This window comes from Rummeliibacillus pycnus, from assembly GCF_050459865.1.
GTDB lineage: Bacteria > Bacillota > Bacilli > Bacillales_A > Planococcaceae > Rummeliibacillus > Rummeliibacillus pycnus_B.
The window spans coordinates 158,678-184,841 of record NZ_JBCMNM010000012.1 but is presented as its reverse complement, the minus strand read 5'-3'; the positions used below and the strand labels follow the sequence as shown (position 1 = coordinate 184,841).

The following is a 26,164-nucleotide window of genomic DNA, read 5'->3' as shown; positions in this document are numbered from 1 at the left end:
CTATTTAATTAATAAAAGAGTAGAAAGCAGGGAGATTATGGCGCGTTTTGACTATTTAGCATCTCATGTAACATTTGAATCCGTACAAGAAATGGATGAGCATGTGGAATGTCACATCCGAAAACATTTTTATAATTTAACAGAGTCAGATAAAGTAGTTCTATATAAAATCGCATCACATGCACTTGATTATCCTGGGGTATGTCATTTAAAAGCGAAAACGATTGCCGAGGTACTGGATATTTCGTTAAGAACAGTTTTTCGATGTTTAAAACATCTAGAAGAACTTGAAATCATTCAACGCATTCATACGAAAAAGATGAATGGTATTAAAGGTGCTAACATTATTTCAATTTTAACTAGTCATGACACATCGAGCGTGTCACATCAAGAAAAAGCTGATAACGATTGTGAGAGTAGGGAAGAACCAACAAAATTTCAAAAGGAACCATCTTATTCTCTTAATCAAAAACATCATTATGAAAAACATACGTATCCAATCTTAAATTCATCATTAAGAAATCGTATATACCATCATCTTGCAGCAACTACTGATAATCCAAAAGAGACTAAGAGATTCGTAGACGTAATCCAAAAGCAACTAAATCCATTACTAGAATGGGATGTCTGGAAATCTCATAAAAAGAAACTAGAAGATATTGGTTTCATGACCTTTAAAGAAATCATTCAAAAAACAAAAAAATTCTCAATCCATAATCTATATGGCTATTTGTATAACAGATTAAGCAAAAAATTGGATGAGTTAATGGTGGATATGATTGAAACATATGCGACTTAAGCAAGGAATAGTAGAATGCCAATGGAATATGGGTAACAGATATAATTTTTTCAATTCAGTTAGAATTCTCCTGCCATTTGATTGCATCAAAAGAGAAAACATAAATACGACTTAATCGATATTATTTGCCATTTTCACATAATTCCAGTTAAGTAGTATTTCTTATTAATCAATTTACTAATTTAGAACTGACGGCAAGTATGATGTACTTTTTGAAATGAATTGCATTTTTACTCTTGAAAAATAAAAAATTGAAGTTTAATATAAGTATATTCTTATATATTAATTTACAGAGGTGAATTATGGATATTCAATACTTAGAAAAGCAATTAAAAGCAGTTGCTGATGCAAATCGTTTAACACTTTTAAGCTGTTTAAAGTCTGGTGAAGTTTGTGTTTGTGATCTAGTAGATGTTCTAGGGTTATCACAGCCTGCAGTAAGCCAACAACTAAAAAAATTAGAAGAGGCGGGGATTATTACAGCTCGAAAAGTCGGTACGTGGAAGCATTATCGACTGGTTGAAGAGCAATCACCTATAATTCAAAAAGTTCTTGAAGAATTAGATGATAAACCAACTTGCCAATGTGGAACTTGTGGGGTTGAAGCATGAACAGACAATCATTAACAAAACAACTTTCTTTTTTAGATCGATATTTAACTCTCTGGATTTTTGTAGCAATGGCAATTGGGATTGGAATTAGTTTACTTATTCCTAATTTTAAAGAAGTATTAGATGCGGCAAGTGTCGGTACAACAAGTATTCCAATTGCGATAGGATTAATTATTATGCTGTATCCACCACTTGCTAAAGTAAAATATGAAGAAATGTGGCGTGTCTTCAAAGATGTAAAAGTTTTAGCGTTATCCTTATTCCAAAACTGGATACTTGGGCCGTTTTTAATGTTTTTCTTAGCCATCATATTTTTACATAATTATCCTGAATATATGGCAGGATTAATCATGATTGGCTTGGCACGTTGTATAGCGATGGTTATTGTATGGAATGACTTGGCTAAAGGTGACCCCGAATACGTGGCTGGTTTAGTTGCATTTAACTCTATTTTTCAAATTATCATGTATCCCGTATTTGCATGGTTGTTTTTAAATGTTTTGCCAGGGTGGTTCGGACTCGATACATTCAATGTGTCGATTTCTATTTGGGAAATTACAAAAAGTGTACTGATTTATCTAGGAATTCCATTTGTAGCTGGGATACTTACACGGTTAATCGGAATCAAAATAATGGGGAAGGAAGCTTATGTAGAAAAATTTTTACCAAAAATTTCTCCACTAACCCTTGTTGCATTATTGTTTACGATTGTTATGATGTTCGCGTTAAAAGGTGACAAGATTGTAGAATTACCGTTAGATGTACTACGTATTGCAGTACCATTATTAATCTACTTCTTGATTATGTTTATTGTATCGTTCTTTGCATCTAGAAAAGCAGGTGCTGGATATCCCGTAACAGCAGCTCTTTCCTTCACAGCAGCAAGTAATAATTTTGAATTAGCCATTGCTGTCGCGATTGCCGTATTTGGTTTACATTCAGGAGCAGCATTTGCAGCTGTCATAGGTCCTCTTGTAGAAGTGCCAGTACTAATTGGGCTTGTAGGTGTCGCTCTACGATGGCAGAAAAAATATTTTAAGACTATTAAGTTATAAGGAGATATCCAATGTCAAAAATACTTTATTTCCTTTGTACAGGTAATTCATGCCGTAGCCAAATTGCAGAAGGCTGGGGAAGAAAATTACTTCCTCATGATTGGGTTGTCAAAAGCGCTGGTATTGAAGCGCACGGAGTGAATCCCTTAGCAATAAAAGCAATGAAGGAAGTAGGAATCGATATATCTAATCATACTTCTGATGTAATCGATATGGAAACATTGAACAGCGCTACATTGGTTGTAACACTTTGTGGCGACGCAGCCGATAAATGTCCGATGACTCCACCACAAGTTAAACGTGAACATTGGGGATTTGAAGATCCAGCTAAAGCACCAGGTACAGAAGAAGAAAAATGGCAAGTATTTAAAGAAGTACGAGATGCTATAGGATCTCGTATAGAACAATTTGTAAAGGGGCTAGACTAATGGATATTTCAACTGAAGGTAAAAATTATTTAAAACAAGTAATAGAAAACTTAGAAGTCAAAACACTTCGATTTTATGGAATTCCAGGCTGTTGTAATGTTAACTTAGGTGTCGGCTTAGATGAGGCACAATTAAATGATGAAGTAATAACAATAGATGGTATTACAGTAGCAATTGATCCAATTATCAGCTCTCAGCTAGAAGGCGTAACGATTCATGCAGAGGAAGAAAACGGCGAAATGGGTTTACTATTAGTTGGTTATACACCGACTAGTTGTTAAAAGCCTAATTTTTAAATAAGTAGAAAAAAATAAATAAGTAGTAAGTAGCCGAATGCTACTTATTTATTTAATAGATATATAAGCAAATTCTTATTTATGGAGGGAACTTTTATGAAAACAACATTTAAAATTTTAAACCAACCTAGTTGTTGTAATCCAACAACGGGCTGCTGTACTTCTGAATCTAAGTTGCCGATTGCGATCATTGGGGCAGGTCCTATTGGATTAGCAGCAGGTGCACACTCAATTTCGAGAAACCAGTCTTTTATACTCTTTGAACAAGGAAATGAAATAGGTTCAAACATACGTAATTGGGGACATGTTAGATTATTTTCTCCATGGCAATTTAATATCGATTCAACGGCTAGAGAATTATTAAAACAAACCAAATGGCAAGAGCCAAATGATGAGGATATTCCTACAGGCAATGAATTAATTGACCAATATCTACAACCTTTAGCAGAAATTGAAGATATGAAACCATTTATTTATACAAATCACAAAGTAATTGCCATTACACGTAAAAATAACGACAAAATGAAAACTACAAATCGTAATCAACAATCATTCATCCTTTATGTAGAGTCAAATGGAGCAGTGAAACAATTTGAGGCAAGTGCGGTTATTGACGCAACTGGTACTTGGGGTAATCCAAACCCTGCACAGGGAAATAGTGTATGGCTTCCTGATGAAAAAGCATTAAATAAAAAAATTGATTATCATATACCAAATATAGAAGCTTCACCTAACCTCTATGCAAATAAGAAGGTTGCGGTTATTGGTGGAGGTCACTCAGCAATTAATTCGTTATTAAATCTAGCTAAACTAAAAGAAAAAAATCCTAATACAGATATTACATGGATTTTACGAAAAGAAAATATTGAAATTGCTTATGGTGGGGAACAAAATGATGAGCTTGCTACACGAGGAGCGCTCGGTACACGGATTCGCCAGCTTGTTGAAGAAGGGGAAATTAAAGTTGTAACAGCATTCTATGTTTCATCTCTAAAAGGAACTGAGAAAATCGAAATCATTGGTAAGCATAAATCTGGGGAGAAAGTTTTAAAAGGCTTTGATCGGTTAATTGTTAATACAGGCAGCAGACCTGATTTTTCTATAAACAGAGAATTACGTCTGAATATTGATGCCACTACAGAAAGTGTACCAGCCTTAGCGACTCTAATTGATCCAAATGAACATAGTTGTGGAACTGTAAAGGCGCATGGAGAGGAACTTTTACGACAACCAGAACAAGGCTTCTATATTGTAGGCGCTAAAAGCTATGGACGTGCACCAACATTTTTAATGGCAACAGGATATGAGCAAGTTCGATCTATAATTGCATTTTTGTCAGGAGATATAGAAAGTGCTAACAATTTGGAATTAAAACTACCTGAGACAGGTGTTTGCAATAGTGGCTTAGGTGGCTGTTGTTAAATTAAAGACTGTTAGTTTTCACTAACAGTCTTATTTCTTATGAAGGAGGAAATAGGATTGATACGTAGCATGCAAGAATTTGATTTAGAAAATGTCCTTCACATTTACAGTGAAGGGTTGCAAACGAAAATGGCGACATTTGAAACAGCTATCCCATCAATAGAAGAATGGGATAAGGCTCATCATAAAAACTTAAGGTTTGTTGCAGAATTAGATCAAAAAGTCGTAGGATGGATTGCTTTAACACAAATATCTTCCCGAGAAGTGTATCGAGGTGTAGGTGAAATTAGTATATATATTAGTGGTTCATCTCGAGGAATGGGTATAGGAACATTACTAATGGAAAAAATGATTCAAGAAAGTGAGAATGAAGGTTTCTGGACATTACAATCGTCTGTGTTTAAAAAGAACAAATCAAGTATAGCCCTTCACAAAAAACTTGAGTTTCGGGTTGTTGGTACTAGAGAGAAAATTGCTCAACTTGATGGTGAATGGCAAGATACAATAATATTGGAAAGAAGAAGTAAATTCATAGTTTAACTTTGTAGAGTAAAGAATATTTTATTTAACGCTTAGTTTAGTTGGTAACAAAACAAACGAACAACTGCTTCCTATAAAAGGAACTAAGGAATTACTTAGTAATCTATTTCCAGAATTGTTTAAGTGATCGGTACCTTTACTAAATTAGAAAAGTCAACGAAATCAAATTGTTTTTCGTTGACTCTTTATGATATTGATTCAGTTAATAAAATTACGATTGATTTTGCAAACGTACATAGCGATATTTGTCTTTGATAAATTTTTTAAAATAAAGTCCTGGAGAGTCAGCTTCCATTAATCCATGATAATACATTTCGGGAACACCATAGTATTCGTAGACACCATCTTTAATAAATTCAATACGCAAAATTAGAGCGTTTGGTTGATAGCCAACTGAAGATAATTTAGAAGAAGTAATTGATTTCATTTCCATGGTAAACCGCCTCCATTTTTTCTAAGTGATTGATGTATTGTAAAGATAACAGATTTTGGATTGAAATGAAAGCGTTTACTTTTAAGGATTTGTAAATATTTGAAAATCTAGTTTTATTATAATGAAGATAAGTATAATAATAGGTGAGGGGGTTATTATGTCGAAAATCAAACAGCTCATTGCCTTTTTAATTATTTCAAATTTATTGACACTCTGTTTTCTTGCATATTCGTTTATTAACAAGGATTTTCAACAAAATAATTACTTTATAGAGGAAATTCAGGAGCCTCTTGTTGTGTTACAAGGTATGATTCGGAATCAACAGGAGAATAATTGGAAAGATCCAGAATTAGTGTCCTTTCAAGCCGATAAAATTCAAAATGCTATCAGAGCTGTCTTACAGGAACGTCATTTTGCTCATTCAAAATTAAAAGAAGAAGAAAAATCAAATTTACGCGAAATAAATCAAATACTTCAAACATTACCTCAAAATACTAGTCAGACTTTAGCTGAATGGAAGAAAGCGGATAAACAAAATGCATTAGCTTTAGAAAAGGCATTAATTCATGCCAATTTGGATACGAATGAAACAATTGAAGGAGATTATAAGAAATTTATGAATCAATGTAAAATTGTCGCAAAGGAAATTGCACAATACAATGATAAAAGCAAATGAAAAAATCCATTCCAATTAACATAGCATATTGGAATGGATTTTTTATTTAATTATTTTAAATATGATTATGAAAGTTTTTGATCCTTTTCAATAACGGCATTAACAGCATCATAAATGGTGCTAGCAAAGTGATCATTTTGTAAAGAAGTTACGCCTTCAATTGTTGTGCCACCTGGTGAGCAAACTTGGTCGACTAGTTCCCATGGATGTTCAGTGCTTTCAATTACCATTTTTGCACTTCCAAATACGGCACTAGAGGCAATTTCAAGTGCTAGTTTTTTATCCATCCCAGCACGAACAGCAGCACGTGCTAATGAATCAATATAAAGATAACTAAATGCAGGAGAAGCACCGGCGATTGCAGAGAACACAGTGAATTGTTCTTCAGGTAATTCAATCATTGAACCGATTGTTTCAAAAAGAGTAGTGACCATTTGTTTATCTGCATCTGTTGTATTTGAAGACGCAGTAAAGCATGTAGTTGAAGCACCTACAATGGCATTGATGTTCGGCATTACTCGAATAATAGATGTTGCTTTCGGTAAGACAGATTCCAAATATTCAATGGATTTTCCAGCAGCAATAGAGATGACCACTTGTCCTTCTGTTAATAACTCATTTACCTTTGGAAGTAAAGTAGGAAAAGATTGGGGTTGAACTCCCAGAATAATAACATCTGCTTCCATCACTTCTTCTAATGTTGTGCAGCCAGTTATTTGATAATCATTTACTAATTTCTCAGTTTTATTTAAAGAACGATTATATCCTAATATATCATTCGCATTAAATTGCTTACTTTGAATCATTCCTTTAATAATGGCTGTGGACATACTGCCAAGCCCGATAAAACCATATTTCAATTGATGTACACTCCTAACGAATTACAATAATCAAACAATGTTAAGTATAAGACGAAATTGTGGTTTTGTGTAATATTTCATCTTATAAGAAAAATGTAAACATATATAGATATCTAGGCTCCGGTGTTAATGGTTGTTAACATTTCAATAAAATTTCCTATTTCAGATTTTCTATATTGAAGACTTAAGTTGTCTGTTTCGTGGATACAATCCATTTTTTCGTGGATTGGAAGCTTAGTTTCGTGGATAGAACCCTACTATTTTTGCAGTAAAAGCAAAGCAAGCTCATAACAAAAAAGTATATGGGTAAGCACACAAATTATGAGGAAATCAAGAAAATAGAGCTAATTTTTATATTAGTATGGATGGAATCATGTCATTATTGTGAATTCATATAGAATGATATATATTTTCATAAAATTTTGGTATGATTGTAGTATTGTTTGCTATTTTAAAAGGAAGAACAATTTTAAATCACCAACTATGAAATTTTACAAAATAGTTGGTATAATATAGTGGCGCTCTTGCTATGAAAAGGAATGAAAAATAATATAATGGGTAGTGACACAAAACGAGATCAGGCAACACAAGATACAGCTGTCACTGTATCAAAGCCATCTATATCAAATATTTTAGCTCAAACGGTTAAAACAGGTATTATAAAATCAAATCTTATTCCAATGATAGCTGGTTTAACACTCGCACTTTATACGTATGAAATAAACCCGCTGGATAAAATACTTGATATTATTTGTGCTATTATTGGCTCAGCGCTAATTATAGCTGCTGCAGGTGCCTTTAATAATATATATGACAGAGATATCGATGCCATTATGCAGCGAACGAAAAAGCGTCCAACTGTAACAGGTGATATCAAATTAAAATATGTATGGACAATTGGTATTGGGTTTACGATATTAGGTCTGTTGGCTCTTTATATCGCAACACCTCTAGCTGCATTACTTGGATTTACCGGTCTATTCTTCTATGTTTTTCCCTATACAATATGGACAAAACGCCATACTGTATACAATACAGAAATCGGTAGTATTTCAGGTGCAATGCCTCCACTAATCGGCTGGGCTGCTATTCATCCAGACATTATGCATCCTGCGATTTTAGGATTATTCGTTATTACGCTTATTTGGCAAATGCCACATTTTTATGCAATTGCTATACGTAAACAAGACGATTACCGTGCAGCAAATGTTCCGATGTTACCAGTAGCAAAAGGGATGAAACGGACATACATTACAACAAATATCTACCTAATCCTGTTAATTGCTAGCTGTTTTTTACTTGGAACTTTAAGTAAAGGTTTAATGTTAGTTGCATTACTATTGAGTATTGCATGGCTAGTGATGAATATTTATGGATATCATAAAAAGGAACCGAAGAAGTGGGCGACATTACTATTTGTCTATTCACTGTTCCATATGACCATCCTTTTTTCAACGGTTATTATTTATTCAATCGTTGGTCTATTTTTAAAATTACATTAACGTTAAAATGCTCGACATTTTCTGAAAAGGAAATGTCGAGTTTTTTTATATAAGAAAATATTATGGCAATACTTAAAATATTTAAAATTCTATAATCGTGCAATTTCGTTTACGATAGAATTTGAAAGGGGATGTAATAATGATGATTTTTGATTCACATTTTCATATAATCGATGATGCTTTTCCAATTTACCAAAATAACGGTTATATGCCACCTATATTTACAGTTACGGATTATCTTAATGTAACTTCAAGTTTAAATATTAAAGGTGGTGCAATAGTTTCTGGTTCTTTTCAAAAATTTGATCAAAGTTATTTAGAGAATGCTTTAAAAAAGTTAGGACCAAATTATGTAGGTGTTACACAATTACCATTTGACACAAGTGACGAAGAAATATTACGATTAGACAAAATTGGAGTACGTGCAATACGTTTTAATGTAAAAAGGGGAGGTTCAGAGGGGATTTCAAATCTTGAAACGTTAGCAAAGCGTGTTTTTGAGTTAGCGGAATGGCATACAGAATTGTATATTGATGCAAAGGAAATAGGGGAGTTGGAGCAAGTTATTGCTAAATTACCTAAAGTATCGATTGATCATCTTGGCTTATCTCAGGAGGGTGTACCTACTTTACTAAGGTTAGTAGAGAAAGGAATAAAAGTGAAAGCAACTGGCTTTGGGCGGGTTCATCTTGATGTGATCGATACAATGAAGAAAATCATTGATATCAATTCAGAGGCTTTAATGTTTGGTACCGATTTACCCTCATCACGAGCTAAGAGACCCTTTCATCCGAATGATATTGAAATTGTAAAACAATGTTTTGAACCGGATATTGTAGAAAAAATCCTTTATAAAAATGGGTGTGCATGGTATGGGATTAAAACGGAAAATGTTGTCCGATAAATAGATAGAATTTTTGATTATTGAGAAACTAGGCATTATTCAATAAGACTAAGAATAATCTTCGCATTTTAAAGACGTTAGTTAATACAACTAACGTCTTATTTTCTAGTCAGAACAGATTTATATAGTAACAAACTAGAAGGGTGTATAGAAATTAATTGTATAATAAGGTACATTTTTTGAATCAAATGCCACACCTACGCCTACATGTGTAAGTTCTGTATTGAGAATATTTTCTCTATGACCAAGACTGTTCATTAATGCTTCATGTGCGTAAATACTACTGAACTGTCCAGATGCTATATTTTCTGCATATAGATGTTCGTTATATCCAGCTGCTTTCATCCTACTTTGTGGTTGGCTACCATCACTTCCAGTATGAGAGAAGTAATGATTGTTTATCATATCTTGGCTATGGTTTCTTGCTTGCGCAGTTATCCCATGATCATAGATTAGTGGTTTTAAGCCAAATTCGACACGACTCTCATTGATAAGTTCAACCATTAGTTTTTCGTATCCTGATCTTAATTTCGTAGTACCTTGACCATAATAACCATTTTTCTGCATTTCTACGTTCTTTTTAATATATTGAACTGAACGGAGCTTGTTTTTATTGTGATTATCAATAAAGTATGTTACATAGTATCCATCAATGTTATATACTAATTGTTCTTTACCTTGACTACCTGAAAGCTGATAGATTACGTTCCCTTTTTGAATTTGTGATAAGGGTGTACCTAGTTTTTGCTTTATTTCGTTATAAGTTGTTTTGCCAATGGTAGCATCAAATATTGTACGACCATTTCCTGCAACATATCCGCCGCTTTTATCTGAGAATGATAATGTGAAGTTTTTATAATGATCTTCATATACTTTCCAATCTTTATTATATTCACTTGCTACGGTCATTTTGGGAGCACTCGTTGTTTTAGGAATTCCTAATTCATCCACTTTTATTTCATTGATTTGTTCTTTAGAAGCCTCTTGCTTCGCTTGGAGGTTTTCTATTTTTTGCAACGTTTCTTTTTGTATTTCTTTTTCGGCAGTAACAATTTTTTCAGTTAATTGTGTGTAATCAATATGTTTGAATCCATATACACAGCCACCTATAACGATTGCAGTAATCAACAAGTCCTTTATAAGTTTTTTCATTTTTTCTTCTCCCATTAATCATCTTCTTTGCAATATATAATTAAAATTATATGTATGTCTTTATATATATAATAGTCGATTGTAAAGGTGTGAAGCAAAGAAGATATTTTGGTGAAAATGGACTAATATGGATATTGATTATCGTTATTCTTTTGATAGGAAAGTAATGTAGTATTCCCGCATAGCTTTTAAAAAGTCACCCAACTTAAACCTGTCGTGCCTTCACCTGCATGGACTCCAACAGCTGCACTTAAAGGTAATATTAAAATATTTAAGTTTGGAAATTCTTCTTGTAAATCAGCTTGCCAGCATGTGGCATCTTTTTCATTGTTACAATGAATGATTGCTACTTCCTTCATCGGATTCTTTTGCATTTCTTGAAGGAATTGATCTGTAACGTATTTTTTTGCTTTACCAAACGTACGTACTTTTTCTTTCATTTCAACTTTCCCATTATCAAATGAAATAACTAGTTTAATACATAATAGATTGCTTAATAATGCTTGAGTACCAGTGACGCGGCCACTTTTATGAAGCTGAGAAAGACTTGAAGGGATAAAAGATAATGCAGTTTGATCTGTAGCATCTTGTATTTTTTTTACGACGGATTCCACATCTTGACCTTCTTTTATCAGCTTTTGTCCGTATTCAATCATTTTCATCATCGGGTATGAGCCGATTTTTGAATCAATCGAATATACTTTAAAATTGGCCATTTCACCAGCTGCAATCGATGACTGATATGTTCCTGATAGCTGGCTAGAGGTATGTACTGCGATTGCGCAACTATATCCATCTTCTTTTAATTTTTCGTATAAACTTACCATCTCGCCGATTGCAGGCTGTGATGTTTTGGGATGTACTTTTGTTTTTCGTAATTTGTTATAAAATTCATCTTGGGTCATATCCACAGTTTCTCTAAGTGCGCCATCCTCAAACACCACACTTAATGGTAGAACGTGAATGTTATGCTCTTTGATAAAATCCTCATCTAATAATGCTGCTGTATCTGTAACCCAAGCAATTTTCTTTGTCATTGTATAAGTTTTCCCTTCAAAACATTTCTATAAAAATAAATATTACATCTACTTTTTTTGAAAACGCTTTCTATTTTCGTTAAGCCTACAATAGAGGGGGAATGAGAGATAGTGATATTTGTCATATAAGTAACTGATTTTATCTATAAGTCAAACTATTGACACAAAGGTGGAAATACTATGATAATTAGGAAATATATCTATAATTGGATTGATACATTGCAGATGATACGGATGAACGGAGTATTCGAACATTTTCCTTTATTTTGTTACTCTTGGTATCATTAGACCATACAACCTTGAAGGGACTGAACTATGCGCAGATGGCAATATTTTTTATCTAACTGATTAAAAATATTGGAGGTAAAAGTATTGATAAAAGAACTAAACACCCAAAGATTGCATTTAAGAAGAATGGAAGTTTCAGACTCACATAGCTTGTTTAAAATTTGGTCTGATCCAGATGTAACTAAATTCATGAACATCTCTAGCTTTACACGAGAAGAACAAGCTAAAGGAATGATTGAGCTTCTTGAGGAGTTGGCTCAAGCTAGTGAAGCTATTCGGTTCAGCATGATTGAACAAAAATCCAACGAAATAATAGGTACTTGTGGATTCAATTCTCTAGACTTTGAAAATGCTAAGGCAGAAATTGGTTATGATATCGCTAAAGCCTATTGGGGCATGGGGTATGCTCCAGAAGGTATCAATGCATTACTTAATTATGCTTTCGAAACTTTGAAACTAAATAGAATCGAAGCAAAGGTAGAACCTGCGAATGTGAATTCTATCAAGGTTTTACAAAAACTTAATTTTACATTTGAAGGAACTCTTAGACAGTACGAAAAATCTAAAGGTAACTTTATTGACATCAATATGTATTCGCTATTAAAAATAGATTGATTAAGAATTCTCCAGCCTATATCTTTATTGAGAGATAGGCCTTATTTTTATGTGACCATATTGCTTTAGGCTTTGTCACAATTGAAGTTACGACATATTTAACCACATCTCATGTTATTATTCCTTATCCTCTAATTTTTCCCTCGTTGCTTACTGTACATTTTGTTTCAGATATTCATTCAATTTAGTGATGAAATTTAAAATTCCACTTTGGTATACCTGTTTCCTCTAGTTGAATTTTTTATAATACTCAATTTTGGGAAATTACGTTAGTTTGGTATAATAAAGGAAAAATATTGTTTTGAACATAGGGGAGGGGAAAATAATTCGTAAAAAAAATTTAATCATTATGATTGTGGCGTTTACTATAGAAGCAATCACTACGTATTCTATTGCCTCATTATTTTCCATAAGGTTTATTGAAATAATGTTTTTTGCTGGTCTAATTTTTGCTTTGGGTATACTTTTCTTTACAAGTAGTGGTGGATCAATTTCAGGATTCCAATCATCTCAAGTGAGCGCTCAAACAGGAATCATTCAAAAAAGAGAATCTTTCGTTTTTAAAAGAGGACCCATATTTAATGCTTCTGTGATTTTCTGTTTAATTGGATTAGTATTTTTTATACTACTTATTTACGGTGTAATCCCACCTGTGAAAAATTGAATTAACTAAAGAGCGTAAAGAGCCTGGTAATTTACCAAGCTCTTTTTTATATACTATTTTCTTAAAGATGAAAGCAACTATCTATACTAAAAGAGCCTTTGTTAAAGAGAGATGTGGTATAGAAATAAAAAAATGATGTTACATTTGGTTTTGAAAAATATAAAATCAACAGAAAAGTTAAACGGAGAATAATGTTAGGATGTATTCATTACAAAATTTATTGATAAGAGTATAATGCGGTCTATTTTTCACACATTAAATAATGGACAAATCTTAGCAAAAACTAGTCATTTTTGAAGTGAAATATGACCTTTAAATGGAGTGAGTTAAATGAAAGATCATCCTCTCAATAATGAGAAAAAGATGAAAAAAGTAAAAGATAAACTCAATCCTTCTAAAATTCTTGTAGTGGGTTTTGCAGTTCTCATTCTAATAGGTACATTTTTATTAAGGCTTCCTATTGCAACTGAAGATGGAACGGGACTCACATTCTTAAATGCTTTGTTTACTGCTACATCTGCAACCTGCGTGACCGGACTTATTGTAGTAGATACAGCTGATACATTTTCAACGTTTGGTGAGTTGGTCATATTAATACTAATTCAAGTGGGCGGCTTAGGATTTATGACATTCGGAACCTTTTTATTTATGTTGTTAGGCAAAAAAATAACACTTAAAGAACGGTTATTATTAAAAGAATCAATTAACGTTATCACTCTTGAAGAGTCTGGAGTACTCGTAAAAAGAATATTGCTTTTCACTGCAATAGCTGAGATCTTAGGTGGGATTATTTTATCTATTCGATTTTCTTTTGATATGTCGATTGGCAAAGCCATCTATTATGGTTTTTTTCACGCAATTTCCAATTTTAATAATGCCGGTTTCGATTTAATGGGGAATTTTCGAAGTTTGACTCCATATGTAAATGATCCAATTGTCGTTTTAACCATTTGTTTTCTTATTACAATAGGTGGTCTAGGTTTTATTGTGATCAATGAATTGTATGAGTATCATCAAACACACCGATTGACAATGCATACGAAAGTGGTATTGACGACAACTATTATTTTAACAATAGGTGCAACTCTTCTAATTATGCTATTTGAATATGGTAATGAGAAAACACTAGGTCCCTTATCTCTACAGGGAAAAGGGTTAGGTGCAATATTTCAGGCGATTACTCCTAGAACGGCAGGAGCTAATACATTACAACTAAACGAATTAACACACGCTACCTTATTTTTGACCATTTTCCTTATGTATATAGGAGCAGGTTCAGGTTCAACTGCTGGTGGTATTAAAATTACAACGTTTGCTGTTTTAGTAGCTACTGTTTGGTCTCAAATGAAAGGAAAAGAAGATGTTGTATTATTTAGACGCCGTATAGTAGTGGAAACAATCTTAAAAGCACTAAGTGTTGCAATGAGTGGATTAGCAATCGTTGTATTCGTTACTTTTATACTTAGTATTACAGAAAAGAAACACGACTTTATTGTCTATCTATTCGAAGCAACTTCTGCTTTTGGAACCGTAGGACTTTCTATGGGGTTAACACCAGAACTTTCTACTATTGGTCGAATAATAATTATTATCACAATGTTTGCAGGGAGATTAGGTCCTCTAACGATTGGGTTTGCTATTTCCAAGAAGCGAAAACAGCAAGCTTACCAACATCCAAAGGGAAATATTATGATTGGATAACTAAAAGTAAAGGAGTGTCCTCATTGGGTCAATATGCTGTGATTGGATTAGGAAGATTTGGGATAAGTTTAGCAAGAAGATTAGTCGAGGCTGGTCAAGAAGTACTTGGAATAGATGTCGATGAAGAGAGGGTAGAGGAAGCAGAATCATTCGTAACGCATGCTGTAGTAGCTGATGCAACAGAAGAGAAAGCACTAACATCCCTTAGCATTAGTAACTTTGATTGTGTAATTTTAGCCATTGGCAATGATTTGCAGTCAAATATATTAACCGCAATGCTTCTCAAAGATCTTGGAGTGAAGAAATTGATTGCAAAAGCTTTAGGAAAGCGTCATGGAAAACTCTTAGATAAAATAGGTGCCGATTGGATTATATTTCCTGAGCGGGATATGGGGGAAAGAGTTGCAAATCAACTCCTATCACCAAATATGTTGAATTATATTGAGCTGTCAAAAGAATATAATATAGAAGAAATTATGATACCTTCTAATTTGGCTGAAAAAACGCTCAAGGAACTAGATATTCGAGCTCAATATAATGTGACTGCAATAGCTCTTATTAGAGATGAGAATATCCTTATTTCACCACCTGCAGATGAAGTTATACACCAAAAAGATATATTGGTTTTGATTGGAAAAACAGAGGATTTGGCTAATTTTTCTAATATACAATAACATTTGTTAAGATAAAATTTTGGCAATGTAATTATGAACTCTCATTCTTTTGAATTTAATTTTTATAGTCGTAACTGTGAAACGTATTAGACATCCCTAAAGATATCGTTAAACTCCCACTGGAATTAAGCTTTTCAATGTAATATCCTACGTAGCTTACTGGGTTCGATCTTATTTATTTTGTCCCTAAGTTTTCAATATAATTACTATCGCCAGCTTCATCTATTTTAGTATAAGTAGTTTGATTGTTTGGTAAGAGAACATATTCATCTTTTTTCTTTTGATATATAGAATTAATTTTTATCTTATTGTAGTCATACATAAGATTAATTAGTTCTCCATCAGAATAAACAACAATTCCTATTTCTTCTCTATTAATCTCCATTTTATTTTCTTTTTTTAATTTTTCATTTTCTAAGGTAATAACTTGATTAATTGAAGTATCATATTTATCTTTGCTTTTTTGGTTATCTTTGTCAGCATTATTACAGGCAGAAAGCAGAAAAAATGTAGTAATCAAAAAAATATGAATTTGTTAGCCAATATATTCACCCTATCATTTGTAAAATTTCCAATAAAAACAAATACATTATATTATTCAATTTGATAAAACGGTACAATAAACATCTTAATACAAATAATGTGAAAAGGAGAAAATTTATGCTAAAACTACTTTTGGTAATACCTGGAGGGTTGATTCAATGATTATTTGGATAAATGGGGCATTTGGTTCTGGGAAAACTCAGACTTCATACGAATTAAATAGAAGGATTCCTAATTCCTTTGTCTATGATCCAGAAAATATGGGCTCTTTTATTAACAAAAATATACCCAAAGATATTAGTAAAGGAGATTTCCAAGATTATAGTATTTGGCGAGAGTTAAATTACACTACTTTAAAATACATAGATAGTGAACATGACGGAGTTATTATTGTTCCAATGACCATAGTAAACCCACAGTATTTTGAAGAATTAGTAGGAAAACTAAGAGATGATGGAATGATAGTCAATCATTTTGTACTTTGGGCCTCTAAGGGAACACTACAAAAGAGGTTACGAAGCAGAGGGGAGGGTAAAAATTCATGGGGTGCAAAACAAATAGATCGATGTATTCAAGGGTTATCAAATGATACATTTAAACATCGAATAGAAACCGATAATATGACTGTTGAAAGTGTAGCGGAAACAATTGCATCCATGTTAGATATTCCTTTACTCGATGACAACAGAAATAGATTCAGGAAAAGATTGGACAGAATTAAAACACAAATAAAACAGCTACGATTTATCAATTAATTAGGTTACTTCCTTCTACTAACTAGGGAATTTATCCTGTGCTTCTTATTAAATACAATATATATGATTTAGGGCTTTTTGTTTATTATACAATATTTTTACATAGGTACAATATTCTATTTACATGCGTACAATAAGATAAAATTGGAGGAGATGATATTAAATGTAGAAGTGTATCTATTATTGATTTATTTTGTTGAAATATTGTATTCAAAAACGAGAATGGATTTATAAATTGATTCATTTAAGATTTAATTAAAGTTTTAAATTATATTACAAAAGAGGGATATTATTGAATATTAGAATTACTGAAATTAAAAGAGAATCTTTACATTCTTTAAAAGGAAATTGGGGACTAGCTGTATTACTTACTTTTATAATGTTTATATTGAATTATTTTTTATTCTTTATGGTTAATATTATTTTAACTGGTGGGCTTAATGCCTGGTCTAACCAAGAGGAGATAAACCTAGGAGTAGGAATTATAAATATAATTTTTCATATTTTACTAATTCCTTTATCAATTGGTGTATTTTGGTTCTATTTATCCTTAGTAAGGAAAAACAACCCTCAGATTTCTAATGTATTTTCAGTCTATCAAAACGGAAAAACACCAATAAAATTAATTGCAGCAACTATTTTACAAGGTATTTTTGTGTTTTTATGGGCCTTATTATTATTTATTCCAGGAATTATAAAAGGCTTAGCTTACTCACAAACATTTTACATACTACGTGATCATCCGGAATATACTATTCTTGAAGCAATATCAGAGAGTAGAAGAAAAATGCATGGGTATAAATGGAAATATTTTTTATTGCAACTTAGCTTTATTGGTTGGGAAATTCTCTGTCTATTTACTTTAGGAATAGGATTTTTATGGCTAGTACCATACGTCTCAACAGCAAAGGCTACGTTTTATAATCGAGTGATTTATAATCAAGATGCCGATACAAGTGATAATGCAATTATTAATGAAAAGTTAGGATAAATTCATCAAAAATTATTACAAAGCTATAATAAAAATATAAAAAAAGGTATTGGAAAGTTGTCCACTCGAACAATTTGCCGACAATTTGAAAAGCCCGTTCAATAATTTGAACGGGCTTTTCTTTGTATGAAAATGATAAATTTGTTTTGTATATTAGCATAAGCATCCGATTTTTATATGTAAGTTAGTATTATTTGTGTAGAATTAATTTTTACTTTTTATAGGATTTTTCTTATTCTAAAGAATTCATTAAATAAAACAGCAGATTGTGTAAATGGTAAACCAAGTTGCCATGATCCGACACCTCTTAAACGGCGATCAACAATAAGTTGGAGTTTTTTAGAGAGTGCTCGAGCATCTTCAAACCAAACAACATGTCTTCTACCAGTTGTATCGTAATAATAGAAGAAAGGTTGCTGATACTGAGTAGAATATTGAATCGGTACATTATGGCTCATCGCCGTTTTATAAGCATCAGCCACAGAAAGTGCTTTAGCGGTTATGACATCGCCACTATCCGATAATGTCCAATCATAGCCATAGCGGGGAACGCCAAGAAGTATTTTGTTTCGTCCCATTTTTTCAATTGCATAATTTACCGTCTTGATCACATCACCAATTGGCGCTACTGGACCAGGTTCGCTACTCAACTCATGCCAGTCGTATGCCATAAGGAAAACAAAATCCACCGCTGCACCGATTCCGCCGTAATCAAAGCCACTATTGTATGGAGGCTCATTGTCACCTGTTTTGTAAGGTACTGCTACAGAAGTGGATAATCCTTCAGGCCTTAATCGACTGCTCAACTCCCGCAAGAAGGTTGTAAAATTATCTCTTTCTTCAGCAGGGACTAGTTCAAAATCAATATTAACCCCTGCATAGTTTTTGCTTTTTACCAAATTATAAATGTTATCGATTAACCGTTGCCTTACTGCAGCTGAAGAAAGGACTTGCCTCACTAATTGGGAGCTAAACCCAGTAGGTGTTAGATTGGTGATAACTGCTATTGGTGCTACAAAGTATTGTCTAGAATTTCGAATGATTTGCTGATCATCCAACTCACTTAAACTTCCGTCATTATTAATATGATGTTCGAAAATACCATAATAAGTATTGTATGGTGCGTAATTTTGTACGAGAAGTTGATCGTTTTCAGGGGTTGTAACAGTTATATAGCCAAAACTATAAGCACTATATTTTTTACGAGGTGGAAGATAAAGCCGCATTCCCACAGTCAAAGTAGTGGATTGTAGACCGTTGTACGCTTGAATGGTTGAAATAGGAATCATAGCCATTTGAGAAATTGAAAATAATGAATCACCGGGTTGGACAATATATTGATCAGTAGGGATTAGTAAATCCTGACCAGGTACGATCGAGTCGGATGATAAACCATTCATTATTCTTATACTATCCATCGTAACTCGAAACTTATTGGCAATAGAGAAGATTGAATCACCATACTTTACGACATAAATAAACAAAGAACCGCCACCTTCAAATTAGTCGTCAATAGTAGCATATGCAACGACTTTGCAAATGATATTTAGTTGAATCAAATTTATAAATCCATTTTTTCATGGATTCGCGGATTGAACCGTTTTTTCCGTGGATAGTCAAGAAGATGGGAATGAAAAAGGGTGTTCAAAACTAAAACTCGAATATTCTTTTTAATTTGAAGAAAAAAATTAGGTTGAACAGAATTAATATGAAAAATGATATTTATCATATCGGTAAATATGTTCTACAATGATATTAATGGCTAAAATGGAAATAGTAGAGAATTATTAATTATTCCTCATTTGGAATTGTACACTCACACTCCTGAAAGTAGGTGATTGATTGGAGAAATTTTTTTACTTTTTGTTATGTTACCTCATTGGTACTTTTATGTCTGCTTGGTTCGTTGGAAAATGGTACGGTGTTGCATTAGAGAAGGAAAACAGTGGAAACCTAGGTGCTCGCAATGCAGGGAGGACATTAGGAAAAGGGGCGTTTTGCATAACATTATTGTTTGATGCTCTAAAAGGTGCGATTACTGTTTATATAGGTAGGTTACTGGCGTTTGATGAGTTGATGGTTTCATTTGGAGTATTTATTTGTATTTTAGGGCATCTTTTTCCATTTTGGTTGCGTCTAAAGGGTGGAAAGGGAGTAGCAACAATGATTGGTGGATTATTGTGCTTAAATCCATATTTGCTTTTAATACTCTTTTGCGGAACCGTATTCACATTACCGTTTACCAAGAGCTTAACATTTAGTATGGTTTTCGGTTTTATAGCATGTAGTATTGCTATCTATTTACTTCATCTACCCATGTACAGTCCAATCATGATTAGTTTCTTATTGATTACTTGGAAACATCGAGAAAACTTAACGAATAGAGGGGTTTGAATATGTATTGGTGCAAAATTGCTAGAACTGAAAAGGAATATGATGAGATTGCAAAATTAAATTATGAAACATTTGTCGAGGAAATAGCACAACATCAACCGAATGAACAAAAAAGGTTAATTGATCGATTCCATTCTGAAAATACATATTTGCTTGTATACAAAGACATTGAAATGGTTGGTATGCTTGCTTTTCGAGATCAGCGCCCATTCTCATTAGATGAAAAAATAGGAAAAGTAGAGTTGTTCTTAGAGAAAGATGCTTGCGAAAAACTTTGTGAAATACGACTTTTAGCTGTGAAGAAAGAATATCGAAATGGACGAGTATTTAGTCAACTAGCTAAAGCTATCTATTCTTATGTTTATGATAGAGGTTACTCTGCGGCAGTTATTTCAGGCATAAAGAGAGAAAAAAGGCTTTATAATCAAATAGGTTTCCAGCAGTTTGCAGAAGAAGTTGGTACTGAGGATGCAAAATTTTTGCCCATGATATTAACGAGAAGAAATGGATCCACAATGAGTGAGCGTATACGATTTAAACAGCATACTTTTTTTCCTGGACCGGTGGAACAAGAACAACCACTTACACATACAGGAACATCCCATCGTTCTACAGCATTTTTTTCTCTATATAATGAGATGAATAGTCAACTACTAGAACTTTCAAATGCAAAATATGTCACAACATTTGTAGGCACAGGAACTTTAGCAAACGATGTAATGCTTGGTCAAATGAAAGCAGAATTTAAAGACTCAAAAGGGTTAGTGATCTCGAATGGGGAATTTGGCGAACGATTGATACGACAAGCAAAGAATTGGCAATTGAACTTTGATATTTGCTCTTTTAAATGGGGAGAATCTTTTAATTTAATGGAGATTGAACAAAGTTTATGGACGGGGAATTACCATTGGATTTGCTTTGTCCACGGTGAAACATCGACGGGAATTTGCAACGATTTTGAACCGATGCTCGAGTTAGCCAAAAAATATAATGTTAAAGTGTGTGCGGATTGCATAAGTTCATTTGGCTCTTTTTCTTTTTCAATGGAGCAGTTACATTTAGCAACAGCTCTGAGTGGAAAATCAATTGGTGCATTGAGTGGATTAGCATTTGTATTTTCAAATGAAATACCTCAAAAAAATGATGCACCTCTTTATATCAATTTAGCGCATTATTATAATCATCCGCTTCCATCAACAATGCCAGCCTATTTGGTTGCAAATTTACTTTTCGCACTACAAGAATATCCCAAGCGATTTGAATTACTACATGCAAGAATGGAGCAAGTATTGAAATCGTCATTTTCAACATTTAGAATTGCTCAAACATCCACTTATCCAATGATTATTTCTATGAAACTGCCATTGGAATTTGAATATTTTAGTGATGATGCAAAACTGAATGGTTTACTTTTGCACGATGAAAGTATCTATTTGAAAAAGCATCAATTAACTCAAATTTCAGTAATCTCATTAGATTTTGAAGCTGCATTTGAAAAACTGAAAGCTTTATATGTGAATTATTTAGAAGTCATATCTTTAGGCCAACTAAAAGTTCAAAGCTAATAAGGATGTATAAATTCAATTTTAGTGTGCAAAATAACACTAAAAGGTGTTATAATAATTGTAACACTAAAAGGTGTTATATTTGATATCGGAGGTCATAATTAAAATGGCAAATACATTACCTGAAATAAAAAAAACAATTATATTGAACGCACCAATTGAAAAAGTATGGAAAGCAATTGCAACATCAGAAGGAATTGGTGCATGGTGGATGCCAAATACTTTTGAAGCAGAATTAGGTCGTGACTTCACTCTTCATACAAGTCAATTTGGAGATTCCCCATGTAAAGTAACGGAACTAGATCCTCCTAACAAAGTGGGATTTGACTGGGGCAAAGATTGGCATTTGACAATGGAATTAAAAGAATTAGAAGTAGGAAAAACAGAATTCACATTAATTCACTCTGGTTGGGATGAAGAAAAAAATACCGAGTTTGGACAACCGCATACAATGATTCGCGGAATAATGGATGGCGGCTGGGAGAAAATAGTAAATATCAGCCTACCAAAGTATATCGAGGCATAAATTGGACTCATCGCAAGATCGACATGACGTCTTTCAAGCAATTGGAGACCCTACTCGTCGTAAATTGCTACAATTACTTGCAAACAATGAACTTCCTATTTCTGCAATTACAAAACAATTCCCAATAAGTCGAACTGCTGTAAATAAACATCTAAAAGTTCTTTTAGATGCAGGACTTGTAAGCAATCAAAGAGTTGGGCGAGAAAATCGTTATAAGCTAAATCCACAACCATTAACTGAAATTAAAGATTGGTTAATCTTTTTTGAACAATATTGGGATGAAAAGATACTTGCACTTAAGGAATATGTCGAGAAAAATCAAGATAACTAGCAATGGATTATCGTACACAAAATAAAAATAACCAAAAGAAACCATTTTGAATTGATTTTCAAAGTGGTTTTTTAATTAGATAATTATCCTATTTGGGATATTCGTATTATAAAAGAAAAAGGTACCTTAGATAAAAAAGAATAGCTTAATGAATCTAATTAGGAATTACATACGTAAATATTTTAAATGTTCAATGGAGGTCGTGAAATGTTATTTATAAGCATCGTATTTTCGATTCCGATTTACTTGTTTGGTATTTGGAGTTTCTATGACCCAGAAGAAAGTTATTTTTATTTTGAAAAATGGAGATACAAAGAAATTCCTGAGCTATCAGAAATCCAAATCAAATTAATTAGAATTGGAAGTGTAGTTGCAATGATTTTTTGGACCATATTTCTTATCGTAGTTGCAATTGATACATTTACTCCTGAACCACCATTTCCTTAGAATGCATTACTAAATGCTAATTGTTACTTAGGGCGTGATTCATAGTTATTAAATGGAATCAATTGATAAAGGAACTTTTCTTGCATAATGTTGCTTTTTAAAATGGTAAATAGTAGAATTATATATAGAGAACATTTGTTCTTTCTTTTAAAAACGATGGGAGATGTGTCAAATGTTTAAGAAATTAGAGTGTGTTTGTATTCATACAAAAGATATTGAAAAGTCAATTTCATTTTATACTTCAATGGGGTTAACGGAAAATTGGAAGATAGAAAGAGTCTTAGAAAACGGGGTTAATTGGACTTTGATCGGCTTAAAATTTCCTCAAAAAGACAGTTCTGAACTTGTTCTAAGTAATCATCCAGAAAATAATTTTATAGAAATTGAAATACTTGTTGATGATGTGAAACAAGTATATGCCGAACTGAGCAAAAACGAAGAAATCCAATGGATTAGAACACCATTTGCAACTGAATCTGGTCATGTTGCTGTAATGGAGGCACCTGATGAAAATGTCTTTGTATTAGTTGGAAAGTAAAGCAAAAAGAAAAATACAAAGAAAATAACAAAGGTGACTGAACTCCATTGTTCCAGACTATCTTGTCTTTGAACAATTCGGTATCGAATGATAATAAAGTCGGATACTGAAACATTCGACCATGAAATTTAACTAAAGCATGATCCAATTTTTATTGGATTGTGCTTTTTTATTGGTTTGATTTAAAGAGTGAAGAAGGCAATCAAATTAATAGGCTTTTTTTATAAAAATTCTCCATCACTGGGGCAGGTAATGTAACATGATGATAAAATATTATGAGAACAAATCAACAAACGAGGTAAAATTATGAAGTTAACATTGGCAACAAATGAAGAGATTAATATATTATATTCGAAGTTTAAAAAATTTAATATCCATCTTCTTGAAGAACCAAGTATGTTATACAATCATATCGGTATTATGGATGTATATAATCGTGTTCTTACAGAAGAAGAGGCAAGTGAGTTAGTGGGGAGAAGTCGTAATTTAAAGTACAGTGCAAAATTTATTAATACATTTATGGAACTTTTTCGTATAGAAGAAAAGGAAGCGTATGTACACTTAAATAAAAAAGGAATAGGAAAAGAAGAATTCAGATATATATTAAGCACTTTAAATCGAATAGAGGCTAATTTTTTTCGAAAGTTATTTTCAGACAGCAAGGGAATTTACAGAATAGAAGACGTAGAAACCCTTATCTTTTTAATAAACCTTTCCGTGAATGAACGTTATTTTGCAAATTTTTTCTTTCCTTCTATTGATACAGTGATAATCGGAAATTGGGATTTGTGTTTTCCTGTTTATTGTAAAACAGAAGCAGGTTTCAAGGTGTGTAAGGAGATTGTTAAAGAAAATGGCTTATTTATTCGATAGTAAGTAAATAGGTACATATGTAATTTCACAGTAATAAATTTTGAAACGGAGAATAAATCATGATTTGGAATCTAAAAAGAAAATGCAAAAACTTCATTTAAATTCGATGCTGATTTTGTGGCAGACCAATTTGGTGTCAAGATTGTGGTGTAAATCTTGATATAGATAAATTCTCTTTATCAGATAAACTACAAGAGGAACTATGGGAATAGGGATCAGAATATGTTGGTAGGTTCCAAATTATATAAAATTTGCATATCAAATAGACTTTCTTGTCGTATAATAGGAATAGAGCATTTCTCTAGTCTGTTTATGTTTGTATCGTAACTCTCATTTTACAGGATTTGGGGAAGTGCTCTATTTTCTTGTTATTTTAAGCTTATAGAAGCAAGGGCTCTAAATTCTGAAATTAACTTGAGTATAGCTACTATCTAAACAGCCTAGTGTTACGAGTTCATACATAAAAGAGGTATAGCCAAAGATGGTATACCTTAAAGCTTGTATATGTTACTGGTTCTCATTTCCAATCTAACACAATAGTTAGTTTGATAAGCATTTTTTAATAGACAAGGAGAAAAACTATGAACTTTGAACAATTAAAATATATTGTTGAAGTCGCAAAATACAATTCCCTCTCTATAGCGGCACAAAATCTTTATATGACTCAATCTGCTATTAGCCAATCTATTACTAGTTTAGAAAAGGAATTGGGGCTTAAAATTTTACATCGCTCAAGGGGACACGGTGCTGTACCAACAGAGGAAGGTAAAATCATTCTAAAACAAGCTTACGAAGTGTTAAGAAAATTTGAGGAAATCAAGGAGACAGCGCACTCACTTAATTCCATGGTAGGAGGAGAACTAAAAGTATCTTCCATACCAGGATTGACGACTGTTCTAGTAAAGGCTTTTGCTGCTTTTAAACAAGATTATCCACAAGTAAATATAGAAATAAATGAAAAAAGTGGTTCTTCTGTGATTGAAGACGTTCGCCAGCAAAAGACCGACATCGGACTGATCGCCTATTCACCAGATTGGAACATAAACATGGAAGGAATAGCTTTTGAATCACTATTTGAAGGGAAGCAGAAAGTTTATGTTTCTAAACATTCTCCCTTAGCGTTTACAGATGCCATATCTTCACATGAGATACTAGATCAAACGCTCGTTACATATCACGGTGAATTTATGCAATACTTTGTTCATGAGTTCTTTAACAAAAACCAGCCCATGAAAATCCTATTTACCTCAAATAATTCGGACGGCATTCTCCAGGCTATCATTGAAAGTTTGGCTATTACATTCGCTCCTGATTTTATAATGAAAAATTATCCTCCCGTTATAAATGGAGATATCATTCCCGTTGATTTGGTAAATCATAGTGGTCTCAATATTTCTTTTGGATTAGTTTTATCTGAAGATAAACATTTATCTATTTTACTAAACAAGTATATTCATTATCTAAAATCTGAAATTACGAAATTATAAGAAAAAAAGAGTTGCCACTTCATCTTATGGAAGGGCTTCTCTTTTTTCAATTTAACT

30 protein-coding genes are annotated in these 26,164 nt (G+C 32.8%); 24 read left to right on the top strand and 6 right to left on the bottom strand.

Annotation, left to right across the window (positions count from 1 at the left end; translation table 11 throughout):
- Nucleotides 1–37 precede the first annotated feature (37 nt).
- The 7 genes from ABE048_RS02595 (at nt 38) to ABE048_RS02565 (ending at nt 5,151) form a co-directional block, all read left to right on the top strand.
- The gene (locus ABE048_RS02595; RefSeq protein WP_430308919.1) at nt 38–799 is read left to right on the top strand and encodes a helix-turn-helix domain-containing protein; all 762 of its coding nucleotides are present in this window, start codon (nt 38–40) and stop codon (nt 797–799) included.
- 302 nt (nt 800–1,101) lie between these two features.
- Entirely contained in the window at nt 1,102–1,410 is a 309-nt protein-coding gene (locus tag ABE048_RS02590) for an ArsR/SmtB family transcription factor (RefSeq protein ID WP_397538979.1), read from the top strand.
- Nucleotides 1,407–2,465, top strand: a complete 1,059-nt coding sequence (arsB, locus tag ABE048_RS02585) for an ACR3 family arsenite efflux transporter (protein WP_430308918.1) — start codon at nt 1,407–1,409, stop codon at nt 2,463–2,465. Before ABE048_RS02590 ends, arsB begins: the two co-directional genes overlap by 4 nt.
- 11 nt (nt 2,466–2,476) lie before the next feature.
- Nucleotides 2,477–2,893 (top strand): arsenate reductase (thioredoxin), encoded by a 417-nt coding sequence (arsC, locus tag ABE048_RS02580; RefSeq protein ID WP_430308916.1) that lies wholly within the window; start codon nt 2,477–2,479, stop codon nt 2,891–2,893.
- A complete protein-coding gene (locus ABE048_RS02575) occupies nt 2,893–3,174 on the top strand; it encodes a Fe-S cluster assembly protein HesB (protein ID WP_430308915.1) in 282 nt (93 codons plus the stop codon). The genes arsC and ABE048_RS02575 overlap by 1 nt, the downstream gene beginning before the upstream one ends.
- A gap of 111 nt (nt 3,175–3,285) precedes the next feature.
- The gene (locus ABE048_RS02570; protein WP_430308914.1) at nt 3,286–4,611 is read left to right on the top strand and encodes an NAD(P)-binding domain-containing protein; all 1,326 of its coding nucleotides are present in this window, start codon (nt 3,286–3,288) and stop codon (nt 4,609–4,611) included.
- Between the two features lie 57 nt (nt 4,612–4,668).
- Nucleotides 4,669–5,151: an N-acetyltransferase family protein gene (locus tag ABE048_RS02565; protein WP_430308913.1), complete on the top strand. Its 483-nt coding sequence runs from the start codon at nt 4,669–4,671 to the stop codon at nt 5,149–5,151.
- Between the two features lie 211 nt (nt 5,152–5,362).
- Here ABE048_RS02565 and ABE048_RS02560 read toward each other — a convergent pair whose 3' ends face one another.
- Nucleotides 5,363–5,584: a KTSC domain-containing protein gene (locus ABE048_RS02560; RefSeq protein WP_430308912.1), complete on the bottom strand. Its 222-nt coding sequence runs from the start codon at nt 5,582–5,584 to the stop codon at nt 5,363–5,365.
- A 157-nt stretch (nt 5,585–5,741) separates the two neighbouring features.
- Between ABE048_RS02560 and ABE048_RS02555 the strand changes: the two genes are divergently transcribed.
- On the top strand, nt 5,742–6,260 hold the full coding sequence (locus ABE048_RS02555) for a hypothetical protein (RefSeq protein WP_430308911.1): 519 nt from the start codon (nt 5,742–5,744) through the stop codon (nt 6,258–6,260).
- Nucleotides 6,261–6,325: 65 nt separating this feature from the next.
- Here the strand turns inward: ABE048_RS02555 and proC are convergent, their stop codons facing one another.
- A complete protein-coding gene (gene proC, locus ABE048_RS02550; RefSeq protein ID WP_430308910.1) occupies nt 6,326–7,120 on the bottom strand; it encodes a pyrroline-5-carboxylate reductase in 795 nt (264 codons plus the stop codon).
- A 554-nt stretch (nt 7,121–7,674) separates the two neighbouring features.
- Between proC and cyoE the strand changes: the two genes are divergently transcribed.
- Together cyoE and ABE048_RS02540 are read left to right on the top strand one after the other, a co-directional pair.
- On the top strand, nt 7,675–8,622 hold the full coding sequence (gene cyoE, locus ABE048_RS02545) for a heme o synthase (protein WP_430308993.1): 948 nt from the start codon (nt 7,675–7,677) through the stop codon (nt 8,620–8,622).
- Nucleotides 8,623–8,761: 139 nt separating this feature from the next.
- Nucleotides 8,762–9,526 (top strand): amidohydrolase family protein, encoded by a 765-nt coding sequence (locus ABE048_RS02540; protein ID WP_430308909.1) that lies wholly within the window; start codon nt 8,762–8,764, stop codon nt 9,524–9,526.
- 135 nt (nt 9,527–9,661) lie between these two features.
- Here ABE048_RS02540 and ABE048_RS02535 read toward each other — a convergent pair whose 3' ends face one another.
- Nucleotides 9,662–10,678 carry a CAP domain-containing protein gene (locus ABE048_RS02535; RefSeq protein WP_430308908.1) on the bottom strand — a complete coding sequence of 339 codons (1,017 nt, stop codon included), beginning with the start codon at nt 10,676–10,678 and terminating at the stop codon, nt 9,662–9,664.
- Nucleotides 10,679–10,866: 188 nt separating this feature from the next.
- Entirely contained in the window at nt 10,867–11,715 is an 849-nt protein-coding gene (locus tag ABE048_RS02530; protein ID WP_430308907.1) for a DegV family protein, read from the bottom strand.
- Nucleotides 11,716–12,087: 372 nt separating this feature from the next.
- Here ABE048_RS02530 and ABE048_RS02525 point away from each other — a divergent pair, with 372 nt between their 5' ends.
- From ABE048_RS02525 to ABE048_RS02510, 4 genes are all read left to right on the top strand, one after another.
- Nucleotides 12,088–12,618, top strand: coding sequence for a GNAT family N-acetyltransferase (locus ABE048_RS02525; RefSeq protein WP_430308906.1), 531 nt, complete (start codon nt 12,088–12,090; stop codon nt 12,616–12,618).
- Nucleotides 12,619–12,919: 301 nt separating this feature from the next.
- Nucleotides 12,920–13,282, top strand: a complete 363-nt coding sequence (locus ABE048_RS02520; protein ID WP_430308905.1) for a hypothetical protein — start codon at nt 12,920–12,922, stop codon at nt 13,280–13,282.
- 363 nt (nt 13,283–13,645) lie between these two features.
- Entirely contained in the window at nt 13,646–14,983 is a 1,338-nt protein-coding gene (locus tag ABE048_RS02515; RefSeq protein ID WP_430308992.1) for a TrkH family potassium uptake protein, read from the top strand.
- A gap of 14 nt (nt 14,984–14,997) precedes the next feature.
- Nucleotides 14,998–15,657 (top strand): potassium channel family protein, encoded by a 660-nt coding sequence (locus ABE048_RS02510; RefSeq protein WP_430308904.1) that lies wholly within the window; start codon nt 14,998–15,000, stop codon nt 15,655–15,657.
- Nucleotides 15,658–15,832: 175 nt separating this feature from the next.
- Here the strand turns inward: ABE048_RS02510 and ABE048_RS02505 are convergent, their stop codons facing one another.
- The gene (locus tag ABE048_RS02505) at nt 15,833–16,177 is read right to left on the bottom strand and encodes a hypothetical protein (RefSeq protein WP_430308903.1); all 345 of its coding nucleotides are present in this window, start codon (nt 16,175–16,177) and stop codon (nt 15,833–15,835) included.
- Nucleotides 16,178–16,358: 181 nt separating this feature from the next.
- On the opposite strand from ABE048_RS02505, the gene ABE048_RS02500 reads away from it, so the two are divergent.
- Both ABE048_RS02500 and ABE048_RS02495 read left to right on the top strand, forming a co-directional pair.
- Nucleotides 16,359–16,955: an AAA family ATPase gene (locus tag ABE048_RS02500; RefSeq protein WP_430308902.1), complete on the top strand. Its 597-nt coding sequence runs from the start codon at nt 16,359–16,361 to the stop codon at nt 16,953–16,955.
- Nucleotides 16,956–17,247: 292 nt separating this feature from the next.
- Nucleotides 17,248–17,946 (top strand): DUF975 family protein, encoded by a 699-nt coding sequence (locus ABE048_RS02495; RefSeq protein WP_430308901.1) that lies wholly within the window; start codon nt 17,248–17,250, stop codon nt 17,944–17,946.
- A gap of 218 nt (nt 17,947–18,164) precedes the next feature.
- Here the strand turns inward: ABE048_RS02495 and ABE048_RS02490 are convergent, their stop codons facing one another.
- Nucleotides 18,165–19,430 (bottom strand): glycosyl hydrolase family 18 protein, encoded by a 1,266-nt coding sequence (locus ABE048_RS02490; RefSeq protein ID WP_430308900.1) that lies wholly within the window; start codon nt 19,428–19,430, stop codon nt 18,165–18,167.
- A gap of 358 nt (nt 19,431–19,788) precedes the next feature.
- On the opposite strand from ABE048_RS02490, the gene ABE048_RS02485 reads away from it, so the two are divergent.
- From ABE048_RS02485 to ABE048_RS02450, 8 genes are all read left to right on the top strand, one after another.
- Nucleotides 19,789–20,340: a glycerol-3-phosphate acyltransferase gene (locus tag ABE048_RS02485; protein WP_430308899.1), complete on the top strand. Its 552-nt coding sequence runs from the start codon at nt 19,789–19,791 to the stop codon at nt 20,338–20,340.
- Between the two features lie 2 nt (nt 20,341–20,342).
- Complete coding sequence (locus tag ABE048_RS02480) at nt 20,343–21,905, top strand: aminotransferase class V-fold PLP-dependent enzyme (RefSeq protein WP_430308898.1); 1,563 nt, start codon at nt 20,343–20,345, stop codon at nt 21,903–21,905.
- Between the two features lie 106 nt (nt 21,906–22,011).
- Entirely contained in the window at nt 22,012–22,431 is a 420-nt protein-coding gene (locus tag ABE048_RS02475; protein WP_430308897.1) for an SRPBCC family protein, read from the top strand.
- 1 nt (nt 22,432) lies between these two features.
- Nucleotides 22,433–22,762, top strand: coding sequence for an ArsR/SmtB family transcription factor (locus tag ABE048_RS02470; protein ID WP_430308896.1), 330 nt, complete (start codon nt 22,433–22,435; stop codon nt 22,760–22,762).
- A 207-nt stretch (nt 22,763–22,969) separates the two neighbouring features.
- The gene (locus ABE048_RS02465; RefSeq protein ID WP_430308895.1) at nt 22,970–23,209 is read left to right on the top strand and encodes a hypothetical protein; all 240 of its coding nucleotides are present in this window, start codon (nt 22,970–22,972) and stop codon (nt 23,207–23,209) included.
- A 172-nt stretch (nt 23,210–23,381) separates the two neighbouring features.
- Nucleotides 23,382–23,747 (top strand): VOC family protein, encoded by a 366-nt coding sequence (locus ABE048_RS02460; protein ID WP_430308894.1) that lies wholly within the window; start codon nt 23,382–23,384, stop codon nt 23,745–23,747.
- Between the two features lie 306 nt (nt 23,748–24,053).
- Nucleotides 24,054–24,620 (top strand): hypothetical protein, encoded by a 567-nt coding sequence (locus ABE048_RS02455; RefSeq protein ID WP_430308893.1) that lies wholly within the window; start codon nt 24,054–24,056, stop codon nt 24,618–24,620.
- Nucleotides 24,621–25,201: 581 nt separating this feature from the next.
- A complete protein-coding gene (locus tag ABE048_RS02450) occupies nt 25,202–26,107 on the top strand; it encodes a LysR family transcriptional regulator (RefSeq protein ID WP_430308892.1) in 906 nt (301 codons plus the stop codon).
- The last annotated feature ends 57 nt before the right edge of the window (nt 26,108–26,164 follow it).